This is a genomic window from Tahibacter sp. (assembly GCF_035481375.1).
Taxonomy (GTDB): Bacteria; Pseudomonadota; Gammaproteobacteria; order Xanthomonadales; family Rhodanobacteraceae; genus Tahibacter.
On sequence record NZ_DATIGT010000115.1, the window covers coordinates 1 to 18,772 of the forward strand.

Here is an 18,772-nt window from a genome sequence, read left to right on the forward strand (position 1 = left end):
CTGCAGATCCGATACCTCCATCCCGCCGTACTTCGACCGCCACTGGTAGAACGTCGCCGCACTGATGCCATGCTTGCGCGCGACCTCCGCCACCGCCATTCCCGCCTCGGCCTCCTTCAGGATCGCCGCAATCTGTACTTCGCTGAACTTCGACTTCCGCATGGGACTCTCCTTTGCTGAGAGTCTCTACTAATCCCTGGGCTCACTTTAAGGGGGATGGACCCAACGTCAGAAAGCAGTTCGCGTCGAGTATTTCGATGCGGCAGGTTCCGTTGAGGGCTTCTCAGGTCGCAACATACGGCTGGAATCGTGATATTGACCGAAGCACGAGGAAAGGAAACTTGTTTTCGAACGCCGATAAGTATTTTCGTGCGATCAATGAGACATTTGAATCAGCCTCATTGAGAAGGATATTTCCCCATCTGTCCGGGGAATAACGCATGATGTTGCTGAAGGAATTGCTAAGCAGAAAGTGGACGCACACTTCAGGAAGTACGATTGGAAAAAATGGGTTTTCGATATACCAAAACCTTCCGCGCGCATCCGAGTAGATGCATGCTCTAATTCGATGTGCGTCTGATCCAGGGACTGCTACGATAATTTTCCCGTGCCTCTCATAAACGTTAAAGCCTTCAAATTCCTTTTCAACTCCATCAACTGGCGGACGAAGTTCACCGTCACCTATTTGAAACTCCCACTTAACAGTTCGAGTATCGTTGGTGATAGATAGCTCAAGCGGATGGGCTCGGCTATTTCGACCAGTAATTAGTTTGTAGTACTCACGCAGCTCAGGAATCATACTGAGCAGAGTTCCGGGGCTTACGGTCGTTCTCGTTCTGTAGAACTCAATGAGTGATTCTTTGCAGTCCTGCGTAATTTCAAACTGATGATTGCGCAGTAGAACCGTTGGAAAGGCGGCGAAGAGGTCGCTGAAGGTCCCGTGGGGCATGTCGCCTCCGAACTGGGTCTTTGCTCCGTCCGGCAGATAGTTGATTCCATGCGAGCCAGGTAGGCCGTCGAGTGAATAGCGGATCGGGTTGTTGAGAATTACGATGGCATAGGCGTATGCAGTAAGGGAGTAGAAGAAATTTAGTGGCTTGACCATCAACGAGCCGAGCTTCCCCGACAAATAGAGTTCACGACCCTGCCGCATGCAGTTTTTTAGCCGGCCTGCATCCTCTGAGCTGATGCCAGCGTTCTTAGAGTTTCCTACCGTGCGCTTACGCAGTTTGTACAGCTCCTTGATGTGGGCTACGTTCTCGATGTTTTCGATCAGCTCCATTAGGGCGCTTTCAAAGTGAAGCTCGTCAATAGGAAGCGGTTCAAACAAGCTTTCGGCGGAAATTCTGGCGGCAATCTCGCGCTGAAGTAGATAGTAGTTTTTCGACGATGAAACTGACGGGGCCTTTAGGTCGATAACACCTTCGTCGCTATGATATTTTTCCAGTCTATTGTTGAATTTTCCTCGATCTGCCGCAGTGAGTTCAGCCCACCTTTTTGTGGCTTCATCGCGTTTTCTGCTTTCGGCTTCGTAGTCAATCGTCGTTGCAAAAGGTGGGTGATTTTCTGCCTTTGTTGTGATGAATTCGTCTACAAGTATCTCATCGAGCATGATTGCATCCTAGATTGTATTGCCGCGGAAACGTTCAGTTCTGCCTGCATTTCCAATAGCCGAACGGCTCAAGTCATGAAAATTGGGTGTGCGAAATCTTCATGGTCGTAGCCTGCCTGGGAGTGCCGTTCCCAGCACTCTGCGCGTTATCGAACGACGCCAGCCGCTGCGCACGAAAAAACGCGCAGCTCTACCATGCTGAAGTGTGATCTGAAATTCGTGGACGCTCACGCCAGCCCCCTGTGTAAGCGCGTTAACCGTAACACGAGATGTGACGTACGTGCCTAATCTGTCCCAAGGGGTGAGCGATCGCATTTCAATCATGACGCGCCGCACCATAATCATTTCAAACGTTCGTATTGACCTCCACAACGCCCACATTTAGTCTTCGCCACGGCCCAGGGGCGCCCGTCAGGGTGCGAGCCAAGTGTTGCGTTTCGTTGGGAGGACGGAAGCCGTCCGGTTTCCGCGTCTGCACTGCACACTGACCTCGTGGGGAAAACCATGTACAACCGATTCCGCGGCACTGCCTGTCGGTGGCTGCCGGCTGTCGCCTTGCTCGCACTCAGCGCCCAGGCCATGGGCAACACGCTCAATCAGAACGTCTCGTGGACTGTCGATCGCGCAGGAACGACCGCGAAGTATCGCGTCGTGGCCTACGGCGATTCGATCTACGCGGGTTACAACGGCTCCATCAGCAATGCGGCCAAGTACTCCGCGCCTACCGTCGATTCGGAGTACCTCTCGGCGCTGTGGAACGCGGACATCGAGAACATCCGCCGCGCGAAGTCGGGCGCGGTGGCGTCGGATGTCTATAACAACAAGATCGTGGCCGAGCGTTCGTACATGCAGGCCAGTTCCACGCGTGTCGTGACCTTCGAGATGTGCGGCAATGACGGCCTGCAGGCGCGGTCGAGCTTCAAGTCGCAGACGGGCACCTGCGACTACAGCGTGCTCAACAACGCCGTGGCTTCCTGCAAGACCTATGTCGCGCAGGCGATGGATTACATCAACGCGAACGCGCACACCAACGTGAAGTTGAAGCTCATCGCGAACCTCTATTACCCGGGCTACAACGCGGACAACGTGCAGAGTACGTGTCGCGATGCAGCAACGGGTGCGACGGTGAATCTGCGTGATCGTTTCCTGCCGGCGATCGCGACGATGAACTACTGGATGTGCGAGTACGCGCGCCAGAAGGGATTCAAGTGTGCCGACAGTTTCGCGGAGTACATGGGCGCGGACTACGACAGCAACGGTGACGGCCAGATTGATTCGGCCGCGCTGCGCTACGTGGCCGGTGATACCGAGGCAGCCTACGTGACGCGTATCGCGACGACGTTGCGCGCCACGCTGCGCGATGCGAACACGCATTTCGTGAGTTCGTCGAGCAGCTTCGACTACATCCAGTCCGACGACGTGCATCCGACCTACACGGGCGGCACGGTGAGCGCGGGTCTCTGGGGCGGATCGACCGGCTCCGGCGCGCCGCGGTATACGAGTTTCACGAGCGGAAAGAGTCCGATCTGGAACAATTTCGGGCACGAGCGCATGGGCTGGTCGCTGTCGACCTATAACCCGCCGACGCCCTGATTGCCCGGAGAACGACACCGGTGAACGGTTCCGGTCATGATCGCACCCCGCCGTCCGTCGAGGACGGCGATGGTGTGCGCGTGATCCGCGAACGTCGCTCGGTGATTTCTGCGGCGTTGGCAATGAAGGTGCTCGCCGCGACGGTCGTCGTGGCGGGCATCGCGTCGCTGCTGCTTTCGCCGCGGCCTACGCGCAGCGTGAGCGGGCAGGGCGGCACCGCAGAATCGGCATCCGTCGCCGTCGCGGCCACGGAGTCGACCGCTGCAGCGCCGGTGCGCGTCGCAGCGGCGGCCGCTCGCACGCCACAACGCAACGCAGCGGTGCCAGCCATGTCCAGCGCGCGCAGTCCCGACGACCCGCCGAGCGGCGATCCCGACGACATCGCGACCTACGTGTCGTCGCGCCTGTCGCCGACCGATCCCGTGCCGTCGATGACCGAGGTGATCCAGGCGATGCACGACATGGGCGATCACACCGGCATCGGCGCGTTCAATCCGCCCGGCACGAGTCCGCCGCTGCGGGGCCTCGCGGTGCCGGACGATTTCGAGTTGCCGCAAGGCTACGTGCGCCATCATCAAGTGACCGACGACGGCGAGCCGCTGGAACCGATCCTGATGTTCTCGCCCGACGGCACCTTCGTGGATGCGTCCGGCCGCGCGGTCGCGATTCCGGAAAATCGCGTCGTGCCGCCCGAGATGGCGCCGCCCGGGCTGCCGATCCGCGAAATCACGATTCCTCCGACGCCGTGATGCGCCGGCGCCGATGGGCGAGCCTGATGCGTTCGCCGTGACCGGCGGGCCGTGATGCGGGCATTCCTTGCGCCGCCGCGCGCAACCGGGCGCGTGCTCGCCGGCGTCGGCGCGAGCGCGCTGTTGCTCGGTCTCTACGCGCGTGGCGGCTACGCGTGGGTGCTGGGCTTCGCCGTGCTGGTGCCGTGGCTGCTCGCCTCGAACGCGGTGAGTACCGTCACCGGCGCGCTGCTGAGCGGCTGGGCGATGAGCATCGCGTTCGTCGCGGCGGTGTTCCTGTGGTTCGGTGCGGCGCTGGACAGCTATACCGGCGTCGGGACAGTTCCGGCCCTGCTGGTGTTGTGCATTTGTGCACCTTTGCTGCAGCCGCAGGTGATCGTATTTGCTGTCGTGCGTCATGTCGCCGGGCGGCACCATGGTGTTGCATTGCGCGCGCTCGCCGGTGCGTCGGCCTGGATCGCCTGCGAGTGGCTGTGGCCGAAGCTGCTCGGCGACACGCTGGGACACGGCCTGGCGCCTTCGTTGTGGTTGCGGCAGGTCGCCGACCTCGGCGGCGCTGCCGGAATCACATTCCTGCTGATCCTCGTCAATGAAGCGCTGACGCAGGCTGTTGCGCAACGACGCGACGGCATACGCCGCGTGCTGCGGCCGCTCGCGTTCGCGATCGCGCTGCCGGCGGTCATGGCCGGTTACGGCGTGCTGCGCCTGTCCGCGATCGAATCGGCACTGAGCGCGCCAGCCGCGGCGATGCGCGTCGCGATGGTGCAGGCGAACCTCGTCGACTACGAACGGCGGCGGCGCGAGCGGGGCACCTATGCCGTGGTGCGAGAGGTACTGGACACGCATTTCGCGCTCTCGCGCGCGGCCATCGAACACCACCATGCCGACGCGTTGCTGTGGTCGGAGACGGTGTATCCGACCACGTTCGGACATCCGCGCAGCGAAGACGGCGCGGCGCTGGATCGCGAGATCCTGGAATTCGCCGCTGCCGCGAACGTATCGCTGGTGTTCGGCACCTACGATCGCGATGCCGCGGGCGAGTACAACGCGGCGGCTTTCCTCGCACCCGGTGCCGGCCTGATCGGCACTTACCGAAAAACGTATCCGTTTCCATTTACCGAACATGTGCCCGCACGGCTCGATGGTCCGCTGCTGCGGCGCTGGCTGCCGTGGGCCGGCAGCTGGCAGCCGGGTTCGGGCGCGCGCGTCATGCCGCTGCGTGCCGCCGACGGGCGCGAGCTCAATGTGGTGCCGCTGATCTGTCTCGACGACGTGCGGCCGGGCCTCGCGATCGACGGCGTGCGGCTTGGTGCGCAGGCAATCGTCGGTCTCTCCAACGATTCGTGGTTCACGAACTATCCGATCGGTGCGCGCCTGCATCTTGCAGTGGCTTCGTTCCGCAGCATCGAGACGCGACTGCCGCAATTGCGCGTCACGACGAACGGCCTCAGCGCGTTCGTCGATCCCACGGGGGAGGTGCTCGCACGCACGGCGATGGGCGATCGCGCGGTGCTCGCGGGCGAGGTGCCGTTGCGCGATCCGCCGCTGACGCTGATGGTGCGCTGGGGCGATTGGGTCGGCGGGGCAGGGATGGCGTTGCTGCTGTTGCTGGCGATTGCATCGGTCGTGCACGTGTGGCGCGAACGCCGCGCGAAATCCGAGTTGCGCGCGAGCATCGGCGCTGCGAGTCCGACGGTTCCTGCCGGTGTCGATGTCGTGCTGCTCACGCCGGGCTGGCGTGCCGCGACCGCGCTGCTGCGCGTATGCGCCGGTGCCGGCCTGCTGTGGTTGGCCTTGCGCATGCTGTTGCGCGACGGGCTGCAAGTGAACTCGATCGTACAACTGCAGATATTTATTTTTGCGACCGTAACGCCGGCGCTTGCCGCGTGGGCGATCCAGCGCGTGTTCGCTGCGCGCGCGCACGTCGCTGCGGGAACGCTGGTGTTGCAGCAACGCCACCGGCGCATCGAAATTCCGCTCGATCGCATCGTCGCGGCTCGGGCGTGGCGTATTCCGTTGCCCGGCACGGGCGTGGACCTGGGGCTCGCTTCCGGGGCGCGTTTCACGCACGGCATAGCGGTCGCCGACATCCACGCGCTGCTGCGCGCGCTGACCGATGCCGGATCGACCGTGAAGGTCGCCGACGCGATCTCGACACGCATGGCCGACTACGCCACGGCGCGCGCGCGAGCGACTTGGCCGCGGCTCGATCATCCACTGGTCAAGTTCGTGCTGTTTCCGTTGCTTCCGGCGCTGCCGGCGTTCCGGTTGCACCAGTACATCGCCTTCGGTGGGACGTTCGGTGAGTTGTATACGTATGGATTCGTGGCGTGGTTCACTGGACTGCTGGTCTGGTGGGCCGCCTGGTCCATCGGCCTGATGCTGTTCGCCGCGGTGCTGCGCATCGTGGTCGAGTCCATGCACGTGGCGATGCTGCAATGGCCGGCACGTGCCGACGCGGCGCGCCGTACGCTGACAGTGCTAAGTCGCGTGGCCTTCTATATCGGTCTTCCGGGGTGGCTGGCGATTCGGTTGCTGTCCGGCTGAGGCTTCACTCGCCGGAACGATCCCTGGCCGGCAACGCATCGCGAAACACCTCGAACGTCTTCCACGCCGGCACTGGTGGCGTGTAGTCGCAACGTGGCGAATGCACGGACGTCTCGACGATCTGCATCGTGTGGATATAGCGCGGGCAGTTCGGAAAGATCAGCGTCGGCGTGACGCGCACGATGAAGACCGATCCGGGAAACGCTTCGCGCAGCGGGTCGTCCTCGGCAACGCTCGCCGTGCCATTGATGCGCAGCCGTTTCGGATTCTCGAAATCGATGAACAGCAGTCCGATGTGCGGATTGACGAGCACGTTGCCCCAGGTGCGGTACATGCCGTTGCCGTCGTAGTCCGGGATGGCCAGCGTGCCGTCGTCGAGGACTTGCACGAATCCCGGCAGGCCGCCTTTGTAGGAACAGTCCGGATGCCCGTCCGCGTCGGCGGTCGCGATGAAGAACATCGCGCAGCGTGCGATGAAGGCGCGGTCTTCGTCGGTGAGCGCGGTGCGCTTGATGACTTGTTCGAGGCGATCAGCGAGCGGGCGGGTTTCGCGGATGTCCTGCAGTTGCCGCATGCCGTCGTGATACATCGGAACGTTCGTCATGACGCCTCCGCAACCAAGGGTCAGGTTCATACGGTCGATGGGTTGGCGCACTGTAACTCCGGGTTCGGAGGGGGCACAACGGTGGCGAGGCGGGGGGCGGTGCTCCGGTCCGATGTCGGAAGTTCGGGCGATGAATCCAGATTGCCGCATCGACGCATCCAACCGGATGACAGCTGCCACTGCGCAGTTGCGCGAACCTTCCCATTCTTGCGCCACCGATCTGCATGCCGGTGGCGCGCGCACGTCGAGGCATACGACTGATGAACAATTTTTTCCCGATGGCAGCACGTGGGCTGCGCCGAGGTTTTTCGCTATCGGCATTCGCACTTGCCGCCTTCCTGTGCGCGTCCGGCGCCGTCGTTGCTGCGCCGTCGACGACGGTGCCCGACACACCGCTCGGCAAGGTAGGCAGTGAACTCCTGCGTCATGTGAACAGCGATACGCCCGAGCAGATGCGGGCGTGGGCACCGACGGTTCTGTCATCTGCCTTCGGCAAGGAAGACGCGGCTGCCTTCGTCGACGGTCTGGTCTCGGCGGTGCGCGAAAGCGGCGGTTTGACGCTGACCAACGCACACATCCAGCAAGGCTTTCTGGTGCTGACCGTGAAGGCGCGTCGCACTGGTCAATGGGTCATGTTCATTCTGGCGGCCGATCCGGCGCAGCCCGGCAAGCTGGGACGCGCGGATCTGATGCCGATGGATGATCCGGCGCTGTACGCCGACTGGCCGGATACGGCGGTCTCGCCGGAGCGGTTGAACAGCCTGATCCACACCGCGCTCGACCGGCTCGTACAAGCCAACGACTTCTCCGGATGCGTGACGGTCGCCCACGGCGGCAAGACCGTGTTCGATGAATGCCGTGGCCTGGCCGAGCGCAGCTTCGGTGTCCCGGTCGATCGCGAGACAAAATTTCGCGTGGCTTCGGTAGGCAAGATGTTCACCGCCGTGGCCATTGGCCAACTCGTCGAAGCCGGCAAGCTGTCGTGGGATTCGACGCTCGATCAGCTGGTGCCCGAATATCCCGACCACGACGCGGCGAAAAAAATCACCGTGTGGCAGTTGCTGCATCACACATCGGGCCTCGGTGATTTCTTCGTCCCGGCGTTCTTCCAGCACCGTGAGAAATACGTCAATCCCGCCGACTATCTCGACCTCATTGCTCGCCAGCCTCGGGTCAGCGAGCCTGGCAAGCAGGTGAGTTACAGCAACGCCGGCTACGTCCTGCTCGGTCGCATCGTCGAGAACGTCTCCCACGAGGATTATTTCGGCTACGTCCAGCGCCATGTCTTCGCGCCCGCCGGCATGCGCTCCAGCGGATTCAACACCTTGGACGAGACGACGCCAAAATTGGCAGTCGGTTATTTTCAGGCGAGTCCGTTTTCAACGGATTGGAAGGCGAACTGGATGAAAATTCCTTACAAGGGAAGCCCGGCAGGCGACAGCTATTCGAACAACGCCGACCTCCTGCGCTTTGCCGCGGCGTTGCGCGGCGGCAAGCTGCTCAAACCGGACACGCTGACAAGCATGTTCAAGGATCCGATACCCATGGGCCCCGGGAGCATTGGCGCCGGTTTCGACGAGCGGCTCTCGCACGGGCGCCATATTCGCGGACACCAGGGCGGCATCGAAGGTGTCACGACGAATCTGGCGATGATCTGGGAAACCGGCAGCGCCGTCGCGCTGACCAGCAATGAAGGACAAAGCCAGGCATGGATGCTGGCCGAGCGTATCGCCGATCTGCTCGCCGCCGAAGCCACAAAACCCTGAGTCCCGGAAAGACGTCGCTTCAGGCGTCTTCCACCCGAGCCATTCAATTCCGGAGCGTTTCGATGCAACCCATCCATTTCCTGATTCCCCTCATCGTGATGATGGCTCCCGTGCTGATCGTCCTGATCCTGCTGCGTTACCGCTATCGGCAAACGCAGGCGCGCTATCAGACGCTGCTGCAACTGGCCGACAAGGGCGTCGAGTTGCCGCCCCAGTTGCTGGTCGAGCCGAACCTCGTCTACTCCGAACGTCGCCGGGCGCTGGTGTTGATCGGCGGCGGCCTCGGGCTGATGGTCATGTTCCTCACGCTTCCAGGCCCGCTCGACAACGGCGTCAGCCTGCGCAGCCTGTGGGGGATCGGACTGTTGCCGCTGATGATCGGTCTGGGTTACCTCGCCAGCTGGTGGTTGAATCGACGCGAGAACGCGCATGGCTGACAGCGCCGCCGAGGCGCGCATCGATCAGGCGCTGGTGGCGCGCGTGCGGCTGGGCAATGACCCGCGCGCGTTCGAACAACTGGTGCGTCGCCATCAAGGCCTGGTGCGTGCGCAACTGAGGCGTTTGCTGCAGGGTGATCATGCGGCGGCCGACGATCTCGCGCAGGAGGTCTTTCTGCTGGCTTGGCAGAAGTTCGATCAGTTTCGCGGCGACGCACGTTTCTCCACCTGGCTTTACCGCGTCGCCTATACGTGTTTCCTGCAGACGCACCGGAAAAAGTCATGGCCGGCCGATGAGGGCGGCGACGGAGAGCTCGAAGCACTGCCGGTGCCGGCGCGCGCGATCGATCTGCAGCTGGATCTGGAACGCGCCATGCGACGCCTGTCCGGCGCGGAGCGGACGGTATTGCTGCATTGTGTACAACTGGGCCTCAGCCACGAAGAAGCGGCGTATGTGCTGACGATGCCACTGGGCACCGTGAAAACCCACGCGACTCGCGGCAAGGCAAAACTGAAGACCTGGCTGGCGGCGTGGCATCGGATTGATGCGGAGCAAACATCATGAATCACTCGGACGACACTGAAATCGAGACCCTGCTGCGCGCGCAGTTCGACGGCGCGGTACCCGACGACGGATTTTCCGATCGCGTGATGCAGCAGTTGCCGCCACGCCGCCGTCGTGCGGCGTGGCCACTGGCGGGCGGCATCGTGGCCGGAATGGCTGCCTGCTGGCTGAGCCTCGTGTCGACGCCGCTGCTGCAGGCCGGTTGGCAGAACTGGATCAGCGGCGAGCTGTCGGCGTCCGCCGTCATCCTCATGTCGGTGATTGCCGGAATGTCGCTACTGGCGTGCTGGTGGACAACGATGGAGGCAGAGGACCACTGAAGCGTCAGTCGGCGTTCGTGGCGTCTTTCACTGGAACTGCGGTCGGCGGAATCGTGCGTCGCTCGAGCTGCCGGGGAGAAGGCCGGGCGGCCGGCGACGTTCATGCGCGGCGAGCGCCTACGGCGCCACGAGTGCGATGCAATCGACCGGGCAGGGCACGAGACAGAGTCCGCAGCCGGTGCATTCGTCGAAAAGGATCGAATGCATGACCTGCGGCGCGCCGAGGATCGCGTCGACGGGGCAGACCTGGATGCATTTGGTGCAGCCGATGCAGACGGCTTCGTCGATGACGGCGACGGTGCGGGGCGTCTCGACGCCGTGCTCGGGGTCGAGCGGCAGCGGCGCGCGATTCAGCAGCTTGGCGAGTGCGGCGATGCCGGCGCTGCCGCCGGGCGGGCAGCGGTTGATCTCGGCCTCGCCGGTCGCGATGGCTTCGGCATAGGGGCGGCAGCCGGCGTATTTGCACTGGCCGCATTGGGTCTGCGGCAGCAGCGCGTCGATGCGATCGGCGAGCGGCGTGGGCGACGGTACCTCGGCAGGAACCAGGCGATGCAACGCGATGCCGAACAGCACGGCGATCGCGAGCAGCGAGAGCACGAGCGCGGTCATGTGCCGAACAGTCCGACGATGCCGCTGCCGGCGAGCACGAGCATGCCGGCGTTGAGCAACTGGATCGGCAGTCCGCGGAACGCGTCGGGTATCGAGCCGTGTTGCAGGCGCCGTTCGAGCGCACAGAGCACGACGAGCGCGAATGCGAACGCACTTGCGCAGGCGAAGCCGCGCAGCAGCGTGGAGGCGGTATCGCCGCCGGTGAAGCCGGCGATGACGGTCAGCGCGATCGCGTCGGCGCCGAGCAGGCGCCAGTCGGTGTCGCGCAGCGACGTGCGCCAGCGCGGCAGCAGCACGGCGGCGAGTGCGGTCGATGCCGCGCCGACCGGCACGACGAGAAAGCCCGCCGGATATGGCGCGATGCGCGGCGCGAGCGTGTCGTGCAACGCGGCCGTCGCGAGCGTGGTCACGGTCGCGACGAGCGCGGCGAGCACGCCGTGCAGCGCGATCGCGCGCAGCGGCGGCAGGGCGGTGCCCGGTGCGGCGAGCAGCAGCCGGTTCGCGAGCGCGACGGCGACGATCGCTGCGACGAGTGCGTCGCCGTGCACGCGCAGTCCCCGGCTACTTGACCGGCATGCCCGCGGCGGCGCCGGCGTCCACGTCGAGCAGGTGCAGGTCGTCGCCGCCGCTGCCGGCGGACAGGATCATTCCCTCGGACACGCCGAAGCGCATCTTGCGCGGGGCGAGGTTCGCGATGAACACGACCTTGCGGCCGACGAGCTTGTCCGGCTCGGCATAGGCCGCGCGGATGCCGGAGAAGATCTGGCGCTTGCCGAGGTCGCCGGCGTCGAGTTCGAAGCGCAGCAGCTTGTCGGAACCGTCGACGAATTCGCAGGCGGTGACGAGGCCGATGCGCAGGTCGAGCTTCGCGAAGTCGTCGATGCCGATCGTCGGTGCGACCGTCGGCACGGCGTCGTTCGCGGCCGCTGCCGGCGCGGCGGGCTTGGCTGCGCTGGCCGGCTTCGGGGCCGCGGTCGTCGCTTCGGTCGTGGCGGGCTGCAGGTCTTCCTTGCTGGCTTCGATCATGGTCTCTATCTGTTTGGGGTCGACGCGCGTCAGCAGCGGCTGGAATTCGCGCAGGCAGTGGTTGAGCAGCGGATGCGTGATGTCGTGCCAGTGGTCCATCGGCGCGGCGAGGAAATGCTCGGCGCGCGCGGCGGTCGCCGGCAGCACGGGCTTGAGGCAGGCGGCGAGCACGCGAAACAGGTTCAGGCCCTGCGTGCAGACGGCGAGCAGTTCGGCGTCGGCGCCTTCCTGCTTGGCGATGACCCAGGGCTTGCGCTCGTCGATGTAGCGGTTCGCCTCGTCGGCCAGCGCCATGGTCTGGCGGATCGCGCGGCTGAATTCGCCGGCGTCGTAGGACTGCTGCACGTCGTGCGCGCTCGCGACGAACTGCGCGTACATGGCCGGGTCGGGCAGTTCGGTCGCGAGCACGCCGGCGAAGCGCTTGTTGACGAAGCCCGCGCAGCGGCTTGCGATGTTGACGAACTTGCCGACGAGATCGGCGTTCACGCGCGCGACGAAGTCGTCGAAGTTCAGATCGAGATCGTCGACGCCGGCACCGGTCTTCGCGGCGAAGTAGTAGCGCAGGTATTCGGGATCGAGGCCGACGTCGAGATAGGTGCGCGCCTGGATGAAGGTGCCGCGCGATTTGGACATCTTCGCGCCGTTGACCGTGAGATAGCCGTTCACGTGCAGCGCGGTCGGCGCGCGATAGCCGGCGCCATGCAGCATGGCCGGCCAGAACAGGCCGTGGAAATTGATGATGTCCTTGCCGATGAAATGGTGCAGTTCGGTCGACGGATCGAAGTCGGCGCTGTCGCGGCGCAGGAACACGTCATAGTCGGTCGACTGCAGCGGGTCGTGCGTGTTCGCGGCCTTCTTGCCGCTGACGCAGAGCGCCTTGAAGCTCGCGAGGTAGCCGATCGGCGCGTCGAGCCAGACGTAGAAGAACTTGCCGGGCGCATCGGGAATCGCGAAGCCGAAGTAGGGCGCGTCGCGCGAGATGTCCCAGGCGCGCAGCTCGCTGTCGAGCCATTCGCGCAGCTTGCCCTTGACGCTGGAATGCGCGGAGTCGCCCGACAGCCACTCGCGCAGGAATTCGCTGAAGTGGGCGACCTCGAAGAAGTAGTGCTCGGACTCGCGCAGCTCCGGCGTCGCGCCGGACATCACCGAGCGCGGGTTCTTGAGTTCGGTCGGCGCGTAGCTCGCGCCGCAATTTTCACAATTGTCACCGTACTGGTCGGCCGTGCCGCAGTTGGGACATTCGCCCTTGATGTAGCGGTCGGGCAGGAACATCGCCTTGACCGGATCGTAGAGCTGCTCGATCACGCGCGGCGTGATGTGGCCGTCCTGGCGCAGGCGCTGGTAGATCTGCTCGGCGAGCTGGCGGTTCTCGTCGCTGTGCGTCGAGTGGTAGTGGTCGAAGCGGATGCCGAAGTCGGCGAAGTCGGTTTCGTGCGACTGCCGGATCGGTTCGATGAAGGCTTCGGGCGCGACGCCCTGCTTTTCCGCGGCCAGCATGATCGGCGTGCCGTGCGCGTCGTCGGCGCAGACGAAATGAACGACGTTGCCGCTCATGCGCTGCGCGCGGGTCCAGATGTCACCCTGGGTGTAGCCGACGAGATGGCCCAGGTGCAGCGGGCCGTTGGCATAGGGCAGGGCGCAGGTGACGAGTAGGCGACGCGGTGAAGTCATCCGTTGGCTTCCGGCTGTTGCGGCGCGGCATTATGGCATGGGGCAACCACGGGGCTGGTCGGGTGGGGAGGCGATCGGCGATGCGGTGCACGAGACTGGCGTGTTCACCGGATGCAGTGCTCGGGGTTTTTGTCGGCGCGGCCGCTCGCTTCTGCGCGCGACGGCAAGCGCAATCCCATCCCCACCCATCCCGGCCGGGCGTGGGCGGGATGGGTTTGTGCCGGGAAGCTCAGTCAGTGCGCATTCGCAGTGCGCATCCGCGAGCGCGCTCGCTCAGAAATTCCGGCATCCCGCCTGCACCAGTTTCGGCTGCAGTTTTTCCTGCAGGTCGAGGCAGGTCTTGGCCAGGTCGGCGTTCCTGAACTTCGCGCCGTTCATCGCGACGACGTATTCGGAGCGCAGCGTTTCGCGCGATTCCGGCGACAGCACGCCGCTGTTGACGCACTGGCGCAGCTTTTCGCCGAACTGGTCGCATTCGACGCGGCCGGTCGGACGCTGTTTCGGCATGTCGCCGGGGCGGTCGGTGTTGTCGAGTTCGGTCGGCAGGCGCGGGCCCGGCGTGCGCGCCGACGCAGTGCTGTTCGGGGTGCGCGGATCGCGGACGTCGGCCTTGGCGGCGGCGCCGGAGGCGTCGGCCTTCGCGTCCGGTGCGGCAGGCGGCGGCTCGCTGGAGCAGGCGGCGACGGCGGCGCAGACGGCGAAGGCGAGCGAAACGCGGAAGCGGTTGAGCATGGGGAATCCTTGGGACGGAAGAGCGCGGCGCGCAGGATGCCGGCGCCGGCGGCGGATCGCAACGCGGCGGCCAGGGGCGGGCCGCTCGGCGGAATCGGCGTTTTGACACTACAATCCGCGCCGAAAGTTCCCATGGAGCAGTTATGAGCCAGGTAACCGAGGCCCTGGTACGGCAGGCGCTGGCCGCCGTTCAGGATCCTCATACCGGCAGCGATATCGTCGCGGCCGGTGCTGTACGCGCCATCGGCATCGACGGCGCCCGCGTGTCGGTCGACGTGCAACTGAGCTATCCCGCCGCGGGCTGGCAGAACGAACTCGCCGCGCGCATCAGGGACGTTCTCGAAGCGCTGCCCGAGGTCGATGCCGCGGTCGCCACCGTGTCCTACCGCGTCTACGCGCATCAGGTGCAGAAGGACCTCAGTCCGCTGCCCGGCGTGCGCAACATCGTCGCCGTCGCATCGGGCAAGGGCGGCGTCGGCAAGTCGACGACGGCGGTCAATCTCGCGCTCGCGCTGCACGCCGAAGGGGCCCGCGTCGGCGTGCTCGATGCCGACGTCTACGGTCCGTCGCTGCCGCTGCTGACCGCGACCTCGGGCAAGCCCGAGAGTCCCGACGGACAGAACTTCACGCCCAAGCGCAATCACGGCCTGCAGATCATGAGCATCGGCTACATGATCGAGGACGACACGCCGGTGATCTGGCGCGGTCCCATGGTCACGCAGGCGCTGATGCAGCTCGCGACCAACACGCTTTGGGACGAACTCGACTATCTCGTCATCGACTTTCCGCCGGGCACCGGCGATATCGCGCTGACGCTCGCGCAGCGCATTCCGATGAGCGCCGCGGTCATCGTCACGACGCCGCAGGACATCGCGCTGCTCGATGCGAAGAAGGCACTGAAGATGTTCGGCAAGGTCGAAGTGCCGGTGCTCGGCATCATCGAGAACATGGCCACGCACGTCTGCTCGAACTGCGGTCACGAGGAAGCGATCTTCGGCGCCGGCGGCGGCGAGCGCATGGCACAGCAGTACGACGTGCCGCTACTCGGTTCGCTGCCGCTCGACATCGCGATCCGCGCGCAGGCCGATGCGGGCACGCCGACCGTCGTTGCCGCGCCGCAGTCGGCCATCGCGCTGCGCTATCGCGAGATCGCGCGCCGCCTCGCCGCGAAGCTGTCGCTGCAGGCGCGCAACAAGGCGATCCAGTTCCCGAAGATCGTCATCCAGAACACCTGACCCCGGAATCTCCGCAGACATGACCATCAAAGCCGACAAGTGGATCCGCCGCATGGCCGAAAGCCACGGCATGATCGAACCGTTCGAGCCGGGCCAGGTGCGCCAGAACGTCTCCGGCGGGAAGCTGATCTCCTACGGCACGTCGAGCTACGGCTACGACGTGCGCTGCGCCGACGAGTTCAAGGTGTTCACGAACATCAACTCGACGATCGTCGATCCGAAGTCGTTCGATCCGAAGAGCTTCGTCGACATCAAGAGCGACGTCTGCATCATTCCGCCGAATTCCTTCGCGCTCGCGCGCACGGTCGAATACTTCCGCATTCCGCGCAGCGTGCTGACGGTCTGCCTCGGCAAGTCGACGTATGCGCGCTGCGGCATCATCGTCAACGTGACGCCGCTGGAGCCGGAATGGGAAGGCCACGTCACGCTGGAGTTCTCCAACACCACGCCGCTGCCCGCGCGCATCTACGCCAACGAAGGCGTCGCGCAGATGCTGTTCTTCGAATCCGACGAGGAGTGCGAGACGAGCTATGCCGATCGCGGCGGCAAGTACCAGGGCCAGCGCGGCGTGACCCTGCCGCGGACCTGACGACGGCCCGCCGCGTTGCCGAAAAGCGCGCGATCGCCGCCGAACGTGGCCGCTATTTCCGGTTTGGTGTTTCCTGTACGCTGTTTCATCCCACGTCTTCTGCCAGGACAGCCTGATGCAATACCGTGCCCTGAACCGGACCCTGCGCGCGGCGCTGATCGCGCTCGCCGCTTCGCTCGCGCTGAGCGCCTGCGGCGGCCGCACGCGTCCCGACGCCGTCGCCGCGCCGAACATTCCGGCCACGTTCGACCTCACGCTGGTCGCCGACAAGGACGGCCAGTTCGATCTCAACGGTGCGACGCTGTCCGAAGAAGACGTCAAAGGCCACTTGCGCTATCTGCGCGACGAGAACAAGCCGGCCAACAGCGTGTTCCTCAAGCGCGACGGCAAGCAGAAGGTCACCGAGCGCCACATCCAGGGGCTCGCGCGCATCGGCCTCGAACTGAAGGTGCGCACGTACCTGCAGGAAAAACCCGATATGGAAATCACCGAAGTGCGCACCGAAAGCGCGGCGAAGTGACGCCGCTTTCCCTCACCCCCGTCGCGGCACGGCGCCGCGCGATCCGGAGTCGATGATGAAACGTTTCCTGCTGGTCCTCTTTGCGGTATTCGGCTTCGCTTTCGCCGCGTACGCGGCCAAGGACGTCAAGGACGGCAATGCCTACGTCAAGGCGGTCGAGAAGGACCAGTTCCTGTTCCAGGGCAATCCGCTCGGCAAGAACATGCTGCTGGGCTCCCTGCAGGAACTCAAGGACGAAGGCAAGTTGACCGGCGTCGTGCTGCGCAATCCGGACAAGGCCAGCGCCGAGCACAAGCATCTGCTCAAGGTCATCGCCGACTATCTGCAGATCACCGCGTATTCCGGCGACGGCAAGGATCTGCAGCCGCTCGCGGCCGAGTAAATCCCGCGCGCTGCGGCGTCCACCGGCGGACGCCGCAGGCCGCGGCGACGCACCGCGTCCATGCGGCATCGAACTTTTACCGGAACCCGCTGTCGCTTTTCTTCATGCGCCCCACGCCTCCCCGACTCGTCGTCGCTGTCGTCGCCGTTGCCGCCTTTGCGTTCAGTGCGGCGTCCGCGGCCGGTCCACTCAACTGGGTGCGCGAAAAGCTCGGCGGCAAGCCCGAGGCACCGAAAGCCGGCGTCGTCACGGCGCAGCCCGGCGCGATCACCCTGCTGCTCGACCAGCCGACACGCCTGCCCGTCGATGCCACCGCGCCCGAGGCCGAACTGCCGCGCGGGCGCAGCTATTTCCGTCGCGTCGAACTCAGCAAGCCGGTCGACGAGGCGCTGATCGAAGTCCGTGTCATCGCGCAGGACTCGGACACGACCAAGCATCGCACCGTGTTCAAGCCGCTGTTCTATCTGCTCGACGACGAAGGCAACGTGCGCGAGACCGTCGCGGTCGATCCGCTGAAGATCGACATCCGTCCGTTCCAGCCGACCGCGCTCGTCGGCTGCGTGAAGGTGAGCAAGCTCAATCGGTTCCTCGTCGCGACGACGGACAAGGACGTCGGCAAGTCCTACGAGTCGCGCAGCCGCAGCTCGGTCAACGCACCGTCCAAGGGCGGCTTCTACTATTCGACCGACGCGGTCAACGTGAAGCTGCCTTACGCCGCGACCGGCGAACTCGTGCTGACCGTCAGCGCGCCGTCAGCCAAGCGCTGCGAGCCGACCACGGCCGAGGCCGGCAAGGACGGCAAGAAGGACGGCAAGGACAAGACCGCCGAGACCCAGCGCGCCGCGGCAACCTGACCGCGTCGCGCGCGATGCGCGTTTCCGCCGCAAATCCGCATTTTTCTGAACGCCGGCGACGCCCGGTGCGGTTGCCCATGCAATGCGCGGTTTGGCATGCTCGGTCGACGGGGGCTCGATGGAGGATGCGATGAAGCCTTCCGTGTCACTGCGATGTCTCGCGCTTGCCGTCCTTGTGCATTCCGGCAGCGCGCTCGCGATCGGACCTTTCGGCTATGTCGGCCACGGCGGCTCGCCCGACTGGGCGCGCTGGAGCTACGGCCCGGTGCGCAACGACGAGATCCAGCAGATCACGTTCCAGCTCGATACCGGCAGCGCGGCGGCCGATCCCGACATGCATTTCGCGATCGGCCTGCGCGGCGGCGCGGCGCTCGTGCCGTGTCCGATTCTCGACCTGCCGCAGTTCGCGAACGGCTGTCCGCTCGGCCGCGGCATCACGTTCGGCCACGTGCCCGACGGCTTCGGCACCGGCGGCGTCTGCACGGGCGTGGCGATCGAACATTTCAGCATCGGCTACGCCGGCGACAAGATGATCGTCGCCGGCAGCTGCGTGCCGTTTCCGATCCTGCCCGACAAGCGCTACGCGTTCATCGTGCGCGCGACCGCCGACAACGTGAGCTGGAACCTGCTCGAACTCAGCTGGCTGCCGACGCGCAACCCGCAGACGGGCGACACCGAACCGACGCCGCAGTGGCACGACGTCGCGCGCGGCGGCTGCATCGAGACGGCAGGACGGCCGTGTCCCGAGTTCGCCGAGGTCGACATGGACTACGGCGATGTGTTCGTCGCGTCAGGGTTCGTGAAGGACGGCAGTGTCTGGAAGGTCGAGGATCTGCGGATCATGAGTTACTGACGCGGGAGCGGGTCACGCGCGAAGAGGAGTGGGAATTGAGTGAGCGCGCGGCGAGCAGCGCCTTGGCCCTCTTCCCCCGACGTTGTCGGAGGACGGGGAACCGGCTTC

The 18,772-nt window shown here is 64.7% G+C and carries 19 protein-coding genes and 1 pseudogene; 13 read left to right on the forward strand and 7 right to left on the reverse strand.

The genetic code is table 11. From position 1 onward, the window contains the following. Together VLF18_RS07195 and VLF18_RS07200 are read right to left on the reverse strand one after the other, a co-directional pair. Positions 1-162: transposase (locus VLF18_RS07195; protein ID WP_325278971.1), on the reverse strand; the 162-nt coding region annotated here is incomplete at its 3' end. 121 nt (positions 163-283) lie between these two features. Then, positions 284-1,612, reverse strand: a complete 1,329-nt coding sequence (locus VLF18_RS07200; RefSeq protein ID WP_325278940.1) for a YaaC family protein — start codon at positions 1,610-1,612, stop codon at positions 284-286. A gap of 504 nt (positions 1,613-2,116) precedes the next feature. On the opposite strand from VLF18_RS07200, the gene VLF18_RS07205 reads away from it, so the two are divergent. From VLF18_RS07205 to lnt, 3 genes are read left to right on the forward strand one after another with little or no spacing between them, the layout of a single operon-like run. After that, complete coding sequence (locus VLF18_RS07205; protein ID WP_325278941.1) at positions 2,117-3,205, forward strand: SGNH/GDSL hydrolase family protein; 1,089 nt, start codon at positions 2,117-2,119, stop codon at positions 3,203-3,205. A gap of 20 nt (positions 3,206-3,225) precedes the next feature. Beyond that, positions 3,226-3,954, forward strand: coding sequence for a hypothetical protein (locus VLF18_RS07210; protein ID WP_325278942.1), 729 nt, complete (start codon positions 3,226-3,228; stop codon positions 3,952-3,954). A 54-nt stretch (positions 3,955-4,008) separates the two neighbouring features. After that, positions 4,009-6,501 carry an apolipoprotein N-acyltransferase gene (gene lnt / locus VLF18_RS07215; protein ID WP_325278943.1) on the forward strand — a complete coding sequence of 831 codons (2,493 nt, stop codon included), beginning with the start codon at positions 4,009-4,011 and terminating at the stop codon, positions 6,499-6,501. Positions 6,502-6,505: 4 nt separating this feature from the next. Here lnt and VLF18_RS07220 read toward each other — a convergent pair whose 3' ends face one another. Next, positions 6,506-7,105, reverse strand: coding sequence for a pyridoxamine 5'-phosphate oxidase family protein (locus VLF18_RS07220; protein ID WP_325278944.1), 600 nt, complete (start codon positions 7,103-7,105; stop codon positions 6,506-6,508). Positions 7,106-7,365: 260 nt separating this feature from the next. On the opposite strand from VLF18_RS07220, the gene VLF18_RS07225 reads away from it, so the two are divergent. The 4 genes from VLF18_RS07225 (at position 7,366) to VLF18_RS07240 (ending at position 10,193) form a co-directional block, all read left to right on the forward strand. After that, entirely contained in the window at positions 7,366-8,871 is a 1,506-nt protein-coding gene (locus tag VLF18_RS07225) for a serine hydrolase domain-containing protein (RefSeq protein ID WP_325278945.1), read from the forward strand. A 62-nt stretch (positions 8,872-8,933) separates the two neighbouring features. Further along, positions 8,934-9,308: a DUF6249 domain-containing protein gene (locus VLF18_RS07230; protein ID WP_325278946.1), complete on the forward strand. Its 375-nt coding sequence runs from the start codon at positions 8,934-8,936 to the stop codon at positions 9,306-9,308. Further along, the gene (locus VLF18_RS07235; protein WP_325278947.1) at positions 9,301-9,873 is read left to right on the forward strand and encodes a sigma-70 family RNA polymerase sigma factor; all 573 of its coding nucleotides are present in this window, start codon (positions 9,301-9,303) and stop codon (positions 9,871-9,873) included. The genes VLF18_RS07230 and VLF18_RS07235 overlap by 8 nt, the downstream gene beginning before the upstream one ends. Beyond that, on the forward strand, positions 9,870-10,193 hold the full coding sequence (locus VLF18_RS07240; protein WP_325278948.1) for a DUF5056 domain-containing protein: 324 nt from the start codon (positions 9,870-9,872) through the stop codon (positions 10,191-10,193). The genes VLF18_RS07235 and VLF18_RS07240 overlap by 4 nt, the downstream gene beginning before the upstream one ends. A 129-nt stretch (positions 10,194-10,322) precedes the next feature. On the opposite strand, the pseudogene VLF18_RS07245 reads toward VLF18_RS07240, so the two are convergent. From VLF18_RS07245 to VLF18_RS07260, 4 genes and pseudogenes are all read right to left on the reverse strand, one after another. Beyond that, positions 10,323-10,802, reverse strand: a pseudogene (locus VLF18_RS07245) (RnfABCDGE type electron transport complex subunit B); the annotation flags it as partial. Continuing rightward, complete coding sequence (locus VLF18_RS07250) at positions 10,799-11,350, reverse strand: hypothetical protein (protein WP_325278949.1); 552 nt, start codon at positions 11,348-11,350, stop codon at positions 10,799-10,801. The gene VLF18_RS07250 and the pseudogene VLF18_RS07245, both read right to left, overlap by 4 nt. Positions 11,351-11,363: 13 nt before the next feature. Continuing rightward, positions 11,364-13,499, reverse strand: a complete 2,136-nt coding sequence (metG, locus tag VLF18_RS07255) for a methionine--tRNA ligase (RefSeq protein WP_325278950.1) — start codon at positions 13,497-13,499, stop codon at positions 11,364-11,366. 273 nt (positions 13,500-13,772) lie between these two features. Further along, on the reverse strand, positions 13,773-14,231 hold the full coding sequence (locus VLF18_RS07260) for a hypothetical protein (protein WP_325278951.1): 459 nt from the start codon (positions 14,229-14,231) through the stop codon (positions 13,773-13,775). Between the two features lie 143 nt (positions 14,232-14,374). Between VLF18_RS07260 and apbC the strand changes: the two genes are divergently transcribed. From apbC to VLF18_RS07290, 6 genes are all read left to right on the forward strand, one after another. Continuing rightward, entirely contained in the window at positions 14,375-15,466 is a 1,092-nt protein-coding gene (gene apbC, locus VLF18_RS07265; RefSeq protein WP_325278952.1) for an iron-sulfur cluster carrier protein ApbC, read from the forward strand. 19 nt (positions 15,467-15,485) lie between these two features. Further along, positions 15,486-16,055, forward strand: coding sequence for a dCTP deaminase (gene dcd, locus VLF18_RS07270; protein WP_325278953.1), 570 nt, complete (start codon positions 15,486-15,488; stop codon positions 16,053-16,055). 115 nt (positions 16,056-16,170) lie between these two features. After that, positions 16,171-16,575 carry a hypothetical protein gene (locus VLF18_RS07275; RefSeq protein ID WP_325278954.1) on the forward strand — a complete coding sequence of 135 codons (405 nt, stop codon included), beginning with the start codon at positions 16,171-16,173 and terminating at the stop codon, positions 16,573-16,575. Positions 16,576-16,630: 55 nt separating this feature from the next. Next, positions 16,631-16,957 carry a hypothetical protein gene (locus VLF18_RS07280; RefSeq protein WP_325278955.1) on the forward strand — a complete coding sequence of 109 codons (327 nt, stop codon included), beginning with the start codon at positions 16,631-16,633 and terminating at the stop codon, positions 16,955-16,957. Positions 16,958-17,061: 104 nt separating this feature from the next. After that, on the forward strand, positions 17,062-17,811 hold the full coding sequence (locus VLF18_RS07285) for a hypothetical protein (RefSeq protein WP_325278956.1): 750 nt from the start codon (positions 17,062-17,064) through the stop codon (positions 17,809-17,811). Between the two features lie 142 nt (positions 17,812-17,953). Next, the gene (locus VLF18_RS07290) at positions 17,954-18,664 is read left to right on the forward strand and encodes a hypothetical protein (RefSeq protein WP_325278957.1); all 711 of its coding nucleotides are present in this window, start codon (positions 17,954-17,956) and stop codon (positions 18,662-18,664) included. Positions 18,665-18,772: the final 108 nt, after the last annotated feature.

Coding starts and splice junctions, on each gene's coding strand:
- VLF18_RS07200 (WP_325278940.1), bottom strand. CDS start 1,612: ATGCTCGATGAGATACTTGTAGACGAATTCATCACAACAAAGGCAGAA.
- VLF18_RS07205 (WP_325278941.1), top strand. CDS start 2,117: ATGTACAACCGATTCCGCGGCACTGCCTGTCGGTGGCTGCCGGCTGTC.
- lnt (WP_325278943.1), top strand. CDS start 4,009: ATGCGGGCATTCCTTGCGCCGCCGCGCGCAACCGGGCGCGTGCTCGCC.
- VLF18_RS07220 (WP_325278944.1), bottom strand. CDS start 7,105: ATGACGAACGTTCCGATGTATCACGACGGCATGCGGCAACTGCAGGAC.
- VLF18_RS07225 (WP_325278945.1), top strand. CDS start 7,366: ATGAACAATTTTTTCCCGATGGCAGCACGTGGGCTGCGCCGAGGTTTT.
- VLF18_RS07230 (WP_325278946.1), top strand. CDS start 8,934: ATGCAACCCATCCATTTCCTGATTCCCCTCATCGTGATGATGGCTCCC.
- VLF18_RS07235 (WP_325278947.1), top strand. CDS start 9,301: ATGGCTGACAGCGCCGCCGAGGCGCGCATCGATCAGGCGCTGGTGGCG.
- VLF18_RS07240 (WP_325278948.1), top strand. CDS start 9,870: ATGAATCACTCGGACGACACTGAAATCGAGACCCTGCTGCGCGCGCAG.
- metG (WP_325278950.1), bottom strand. CDS start 13,499: ATGACTTCACCGCGTCGCCTACTCGTCACCTGCGCCCTGCCCTATGCC.
- VLF18_RS07260 (WP_325278951.1), bottom strand. CDS start 14,231: ATGCTCAACCGCTTCCGCGTTTCGCTCGCCTTCGCCGTCTGCGCCGCC.
- apbC (WP_325278952.1), top strand. CDS start 14,375: ATGAGCCAGGTAACCGAGGCCCTGGTACGGCAGGCGCTGGCCGCCGTT.
- dcd (WP_325278953.1), top strand. CDS start 15,486: ATGACCATCAAAGCCGACAAGTGGATCCGCCGCATGGCCGAAAGCCAC.
- VLF18_RS07275 (WP_325278954.1), top strand. CDS start 16,171: ATGCAATACCGTGCCCTGAACCGGACCCTGCGCGCGGCGCTGATCGCG.
- VLF18_RS07280 (WP_325278955.1), top strand. CDS start 16,631: ATGAAACGTTTCCTGCTGGTCCTCTTTGCGGTATTCGGCTTCGCTTTC.
- VLF18_RS07285 (WP_325278956.1), top strand. CDS start 17,062: ATGCGCCCCACGCCTCCCCGACTCGTCGTCGCTGTCGTCGCCGTTGCC.